A 6,205-nucleotide genomic window follows, 5' to 3' on the forward strand; every position below is an offset into this window, starting at 1 on the left:
ATTGCCATGAAGCAGCAAGAGGCGATCAATGCGATGCGTGTTCAGCTATTTTAGATCCACTCGATTTGTTAGAAAAGACATGCAAGTTATGTGGTAGTACACCATCTGTAGAGGAAACAGAGCATTTTTATTTTGCATTGCATACATTTCAGCAGCAAATTAAAAAAGTTGTAGAAATCGCAAAAGAAAAAGGAACATGGCGTGATAATGCAATTCAATTAACGGAAAGATATGTAAAGGAAGGCTTACAAGATAGGGCTGTATCAAGAGATTTACCAATCGGGGTACCAATTCCAGTGAAAGGGTATGAAGATAAGAAAATTTACGTATGGATAGAAGCAGTGGCAGGATATTATTCAGCGAGTAAATATTGGGCTGAAGAAACAGGAAAAGATGATCATGAGTTTTGGAATAGCGATGCGCAAACATATTATGTACACGGCAAGGATAATATTCCATTTCACTCCATCATTTGGCCAGCGGTTTTACTTGGAATAGGAGAGGAAGCAATCCCGCGTCATATCGTTTCGAATGAGTATTTAACAGTTGAAAAAAGAAAGTTATCTACGAGTAAAAACTGGGCAGTATGGGTGCCTGACATATTAGAACGTTACAATCCAGATTCTATTCGTTACTTTTTAACAGTAAATGCACCAGAAAATCGTGATACTGATTTTTCATGGCGTGAATTCATTTACAGTCATAATAGTGAACTGTTAGGTGCATACGGGAACTTCGTGAACCGGACATTAAAGTTTATTGAAAAATATTATGATGGCATTGTGCCGCAGGGAACTATCAATGTAGAACTGAAGGATAAAGTAGAAGGATTATATAAAAATGTAGGAGAGGCGATTGAGCAAACTACATTTAAGGTGGCGCTAGAAACAATATTCGATGCCGTACGTTTTGCAAATAAATACTTTGATGAGAGGCAGCCTTGGAAAGAAAGAGAAGATAATCCAGTTTCATGTGAAGAAACGATTTATAATTGTATTTATCTTATTGCTAATTTTGCAAATCTCCTTGAACCATTTTTACCATTTTCAAGTGAAAGAGTTCGAAGCACATTGTCGATTGTGAACCGAAATTGGGAACCGCAAAATACGTTGCCGAATAGAATTGATAGCGTGCAGCCATTATTTGAGCGAATCGATGTAAAACAAATTGAGCATGAGATAGAGAAGCTGTATGTAGCGGCAAAATGAGATAGAGAAAAAGACCTTTCAAGTAAATGAAAGGTCTTTTGTTATGCAGTATGATTCTCTTTCTTATCTTTCAAAAAGAAAAGTACAGCAAGGATTACAAGAATAATAGCTGCAATATCATACGTTATTTTAAATGTAGTATTAAAGTTTAAGTACTCTACGAAAGGAGTTTTCACTGCTCCTGCATATATACAAACGGGAATGAGAAGTAAATCGTAAAATTTCTTTTCTTTCATATATCTTATTAGGAAGAAGATACACATAATAGCAAAAAATACGATGCTTAAAATAGTCATTTATACCTCCCGATAAATTTACTTATTTTAATTGTAGTTATATTTTTATCCCGCATTAACGGGCAGTAAGACTCCACCTCAAAATTCAGCGAAAGCGAAGAAGTTAGGTGGGGATCAACTGCCCGTAAAAGCCCGATTGGTGAGGGCTGATAATCAGTGGGGGATGAACAAAACCCCCACTAATTAAAGTTTTACTTTATATAAATTCTGTATTTTTTTCAAGCGCTATGCACGCGATTATGTTTCCTTTCTTTCCTAGCCGTAAGCAGCTGGGGAGTGAAAATTCCAAGCAATATAAAAATAATTCCAATCCACTGCATGAAGGTTACGACTTCATGTACAAGTGTAATAGAAGCGATAATAGCAGTTGGTAATTCAGCTGCACCTAATATCGTGCTAAGTCCTGTTCCAACTTTTGGTACACCGATTGAAAAACAAATGACAGGTACAACAACGCCGAATAATCCGAGGAAGAAAGCATATTTCCATAGACCAGCTTGCAGGGCACCATCTGTTAAAAAGGTCGGCGGGAAGAATAGGCATACGATAAGAGTTGCACTTGTTGTCATAAGAAAGCTTTTCGTATAAGGGGGAACATCTGTAGCAACGCGTCCGCTTGCAAAAACATAGAATGAAAAAGAGACAGCAGCTAATAGTCCAAAGATAATCCCTTTCGTAGAAAAACTTTGTCCGAGGCCTTCAAATATACCACCTGCAAACAATGTACCAGCAAATAAAATAAGGATAGATATGATCTTATCGCGGCTTGGAAATATTCGATTTGCAATTGCTTCGATAATGACACCAATCCAAGTGAACTGAAAGAGTAGGACGACAGCGATAGATGCGGGTAGCTCTTCTACAGAAATAGCGTAGAAAATTCCAGTCATACTCATTGTTGTTCCGACGGTTAGTAATGAAAAGAATTGTTTTTTTGTTACTTTATGACGTGAAAAGAAAAGAACGAGTAGAAATAGTCCAATCCATCCGAAGACATATTGTCCCCCTAATAGTTGATGTGCTGAAAATCCACTTAGGAATCCGAGTTTGAAAATAGTTGAAAGTATGCCGTAGCTGCAAGCACCGAATAAAACGAGCAATGAATATTTAAACTTATCCATAAAAAATCCTCCTTTTAAGTAATAAAAAACGCCCGCTATCCAAATAAGGATAACGGGCGAACGAAACAGAGTAAGACACTCTACAAAATTCCGCCACTCACACATAAAGTATGAGTTTGGGGTATGTAATTATAGTGAATGCTACATTGCTTTTGGGAATACAATGGAGCATTTTACACCTTGAGCTGTGTTTTGTATTCCGTAAGGAAATTGATGTTTATCTAATATTTGTTTCACGATATATAATCCAAGACCGCTACCTTGTACTAAACCGTGTTTATCAGGGTTTGCACGATAGAAAGGCTCAAATAAATGAGCAAGTTTATCTTCATCAATTTGTGAACCTGTATTTAATACTTCTAATGCGTAACCGTTTGGTTTTTCATAAAGCTTTATATATACGTGCTGGTGGTCAATTGTATAATGAATTGCATTTGAAATAATGTTAAAAATAGCAGTTTGAATAAATTTAGGATCAGCTAAAATTTGTACGTCGTGTTTAATATTAGATTGTACATTTAATTGTTTTACAGATACAAAGTAATCTACTTTCTTCATAACATCCTCAATAATATTAGATAAAGAAATGACTTCTAAATTCGGTTTAAATTGAGGGTTTTGTATTTTGGATAATTCCGACATTTTTTCCGTTAATATGTTAATATCTTGCATCATTTCATAGGAACGTTTTAAATATTTATCTCTATCTTTATAAGCTCCAATTCCGTGAATCATGCCATCTAGTTGTCCCATAACGGCTGCGATTGGTGTTTTTAATTCATGGGATACCATAGACATAAATTCTTTACGAGATTGCTCTAATTGTTGTTCCTTTTTGAGCTCATTTCTTAAATCTTGATTGCTTGCATGTAAATTCTTCACAATATTTGGTACTTGTGAAGCGGCTACTTGCAAATTAAAATCTGTTTGATCTGTATTTTTGTTAAGTAGTTTTTTATCTGAGAAATCAAGATTCATAATATCTTTTAAAGCATCGCTCATATATTGAAAAGGTTTGGCAATTAGTTTTGTATAAATTAAAGATCCGAGTAGTGATAATGCAAGCATTGTCGCGCCAATATGTGGAGCTAATTGCTGCAACGCATCTGCTAACTTTGGATTATCATTTATATCATTTATTTTACTTGCTGCATTTTGTGTATGTAAGGCATCATTATTAGCGGCTTTCTTTTCTGCTTCTGTAAGCGGATTAGAAGTGCTATTTTTCCCCGAAAGGTTTTGTGTATGTTCTTTTGCTTTTGCAGTTTGGCTAGGCTGCAAAAGGTGATTGATAGCTGTAGAAAGAGATTTATAATCTATAATAGAAGATTGGAAATTGGAAATACTTCCCTCTGACACAGCTTTATTTTGATTCGTTTTACTTTGATTGTTTTGCTTATCTAAATCCGCCTGTTCTGTAGTCGGCGTTCCATTTTCTTTCGCAAAATGTTCTTTATCGTAGTTTGAAGCTAGAAAGTAAATAATTTGATAAAGACAAAGTGATAAAAGAATACAAAATAATAAGGTTTTGATGAAAATATTTTTGGTGATGTTGTCTTTGCTACGATTCGATTTTGTAGCCAATGCCTTTCACCGTTTTAATATAAGTAATTCCTAATTTTTTTCTTAAGTTTTTAATATGTGTATCTATAACTCTTACATCACCATAATGTTCATAGCCCCATACCTTATTCAACAAATCACTTCTTGATAATACTTTTCCTCGATTACCGCAGTAAAGTATAAATAATTTCAAATTCTTTTGTTGTCAATTCAATTTGATTACCATGAACATAAGCTGCATATGCTGTAGAGTTTAACATCAATTCATGGAATTGTAGTATAGTTGCAGCTTCTGCTTCCTTCGTTGCTGCCCTTCTTCTTAATACAGCCTCCACACGCTTAATAAATACAGTGTAATGGAACGGTTTCGTAATATAGTCATCAATACCTAACTCAAATCCTTTAATTTCACTTTCTTCATTATGTAAGCCTGTTAACATAATAATTAGTACATCAGATTGTCCTCGCATAATCTTACAAATACTATAGCCATCTATATCTGGTAACATTACATCGAGGAGGACAAGATCGTATGAATTTTTTTGGAAAAGAAGAATACCTTCTGTTCCAGCACCAACTACATCAACAGTAAAGTTTTGTGCCATTAGAAATTCACGAATTAGTTCTTGTATATCTGGGTTGTCTTCAATCACCAGTATATGCGTCATCGTAACACCTCCTAAATAACGCTTTTTACTACAATATTCGAATTCATCATTTGTTCGAGTGACTCAGATTGTTTATACATATAATAAGCCCCCGCTATAAAATAATCATGAAGGTAGCAAGAAAGGGGAATAACTACATGTTACTGAATCGTCAGAATTACAGTAGTTCTATTATAGTATGTATTATAAAATTTATAAAACATTATAACTGTATAATTTTAATATCTACGTTTATCAATGTTTAAATATCAGCTAATCAAATCTATTCCTATTATATATGTAAATACAGTTGTTTTGCTACTGTAAATGAATAAATAAAATAAGCCAACATTAAATTCTTGGCTACACATAAATCTTGTTTTTAGGCTATTTTACAGTGACAGTAGCTTGCTGCTGAACGCGCTCAAATAACCAGTGTATATCATTGTTATACATACGAATACAACCAAGTGTTGTTGCTTTGCCGATTGCTTGATTATTGTTAGTTCCGTGAATCGCATAAGTTGTTCCGTAAGTTCCTGCCATATTTGATCCGAGCCAACGGTCACCAAGTGGATTCCGTGGATCGCCGCCTTAATTTTGCCTGTATAATAAGGGCGGTTTTTAATTTTATTTACGATTTGAAAAGTTCCTTTAGGTGTAGGTGTTGCTGCTTTTCCAGTAGCGACAGCAAAACTTTTTATAAATTTTCCATCCTGATAATAATCCATTTTATTTAACTGAGTGTTTACGATTAATTGATCTTTCGTTGTAGCGGCCTCTGCGCTAGCGAATGGAAGAGTTAAAAATCCTAATGATAATAGTGCGCTTAATAATAATTTTTTCATTGTTATTCTCCTTTTTTATTATCGTAATAGTCTTACATACAATGAAGTTGTAATCCTCGTAAAGCTTTATTTACATTTTCATCTAATGTTTCAAAGAATGCAGTGATTTTGCTGTTGTGTTTGTTGTTTTTATCAATAAGTAATCTTTCATTTAATAAAAGCTCACCACGTAGTCCAAAACTTTGAACTTGAATATTTAGCTCATCTTCATTTTCAGAAATGATTGGTAAGAAGATGATCAAAAGCTTTTGTTGGAATGATGTAGCTTTTGCCAATCATGCTTTCTTGATTTGAATTAATCCATTTTTTCGTGACAATTTTAATATTACTTTTGAAACGATAAAAGATAGTGTTGTAGATTTTGCTTAAACTTACGTCGAAATTCACTTGTTTCACACATGTGTAAATTAAAAACGGTTTCATTTTAGATAAGATCAACATTTGTATTAATATAAAATCGTGCATTTTATATGCTTCCATTCAGGATTCACCCTTTTTTCAATTTCGAAAACGACTTATATT

At 34.0% G+C, this 6,205-nt stretch carries 6 protein-coding genes and 2 pseudogenes; 1 reads left to right on the forward strand and 7 read right to left on the reverse strand.

The features are described from left to right. Positions 1-1,208, forward strand: a 1,208-nt coding sequence (locus tag ACXADE_RS19975) for a methionine--tRNA ligase (protein WP_474982277.1), incomplete at its 5' end; no start/stop codon positions are given. A gap of 41 nt (positions 1,209-1,249) precedes the next feature. Here ACXADE_RS19975 and ACXADE_RS19980 read toward each other — a convergent pair. The 7 genes and pseudogenes from ACXADE_RS19980 to ACXADE_RS20010 all read right to left on the reverse strand — a co-directional run bounded on the left by ACXADE_RS19980 (position 1,250) and on the right by ACXADE_RS20010 (position 6,163). After that, on the reverse strand, positions 1,250-1,504 hold the full coding sequence (locus tag ACXADE_RS19980; protein ID WP_000154129.1) for a hypothetical protein: 255 nt from the start codon (positions 1,502-1,504) through the stop codon (positions 1,250-1,252). 218 nt (positions 1,505-1,722) lie between these two features. After that, a complete protein-coding gene (locus ACXADE_RS19985) occupies positions 1,723-2,625 on the reverse strand; it encodes an EamA family transporter (protein ID WP_000357149.1) in 903 nt (300 codons plus the stop codon). 141 nt (positions 2,626-2,766) lie between these two features. Then, complete coding sequence (locus ACXADE_RS19990) at positions 2,767-4,209, reverse strand: sensor histidine kinase (protein WP_000201948.1); 1,443 nt, start codon at positions 4,207-4,209, stop codon at positions 2,767-2,769. Next, positions 4,187-4,856, reverse strand: a pseudogene (locus ACXADE_RS19995) (response regulator transcription factor). The gene ACXADE_RS19990 and the pseudogene ACXADE_RS19995 overlap by 23 nt, the downstream one beginning before the upstream one ends. A 366-nt stretch (positions 4,857-5,222) precedes the next feature. After that, positions 5,223-5,683: pseudogene (locus tag ACXADE_RS20000) on the reverse strand (L,D-transpeptidase). Between the two features lie 32 nt (positions 5,684-5,715). After that, positions 5,716-5,958: a DUF3978 family protein gene (locus ACXADE_RS20005; RefSeq protein ID WP_474982278.1), complete on the reverse strand. Its 243-nt coding sequence runs from the start codon at positions 5,956-5,958 to the stop codon at positions 5,716-5,718. After that, positions 5,897-6,163, reverse strand: a complete 267-nt coding sequence (locus tag ACXADE_RS20010) for a DUF3978 family protein (RefSeq protein ID WP_474982279.1) — start codon at positions 6,161-6,163, stop codon at positions 5,897-5,899. The genes ACXADE_RS20005 and ACXADE_RS20010 overlap by 62 nt, the downstream gene beginning before the upstream one ends. Positions 6,164-6,205 lie beyond the last annotated feature (42 nt).

The sequence above is a fragment of the Halobacillus sp. ABR2_026 genome (assembly GCF_056158545.1).

Coding starts and splice junctions, on each gene's coding strand:
- ACXADE_RS19980 (WP_000154129.1), bottom strand. CDS start 1,504: ATGACTATTTTAAGCATCGTATTTTTTGCTATTATGTGTATCTTCTTC.
- ACXADE_RS19985 (WP_000357149.1), bottom strand. CDS start 2,625: ATGGATAAGTTTAAATATTCATTGCTCGTTTTATTCGGTGCTTGCAGC.
- ACXADE_RS20010 (WP_474982279.1), bottom strand. CDS start 6,163: ATGGAAGCATATAAAATGCACGATTTTATATTAATACAAATGTTGATC.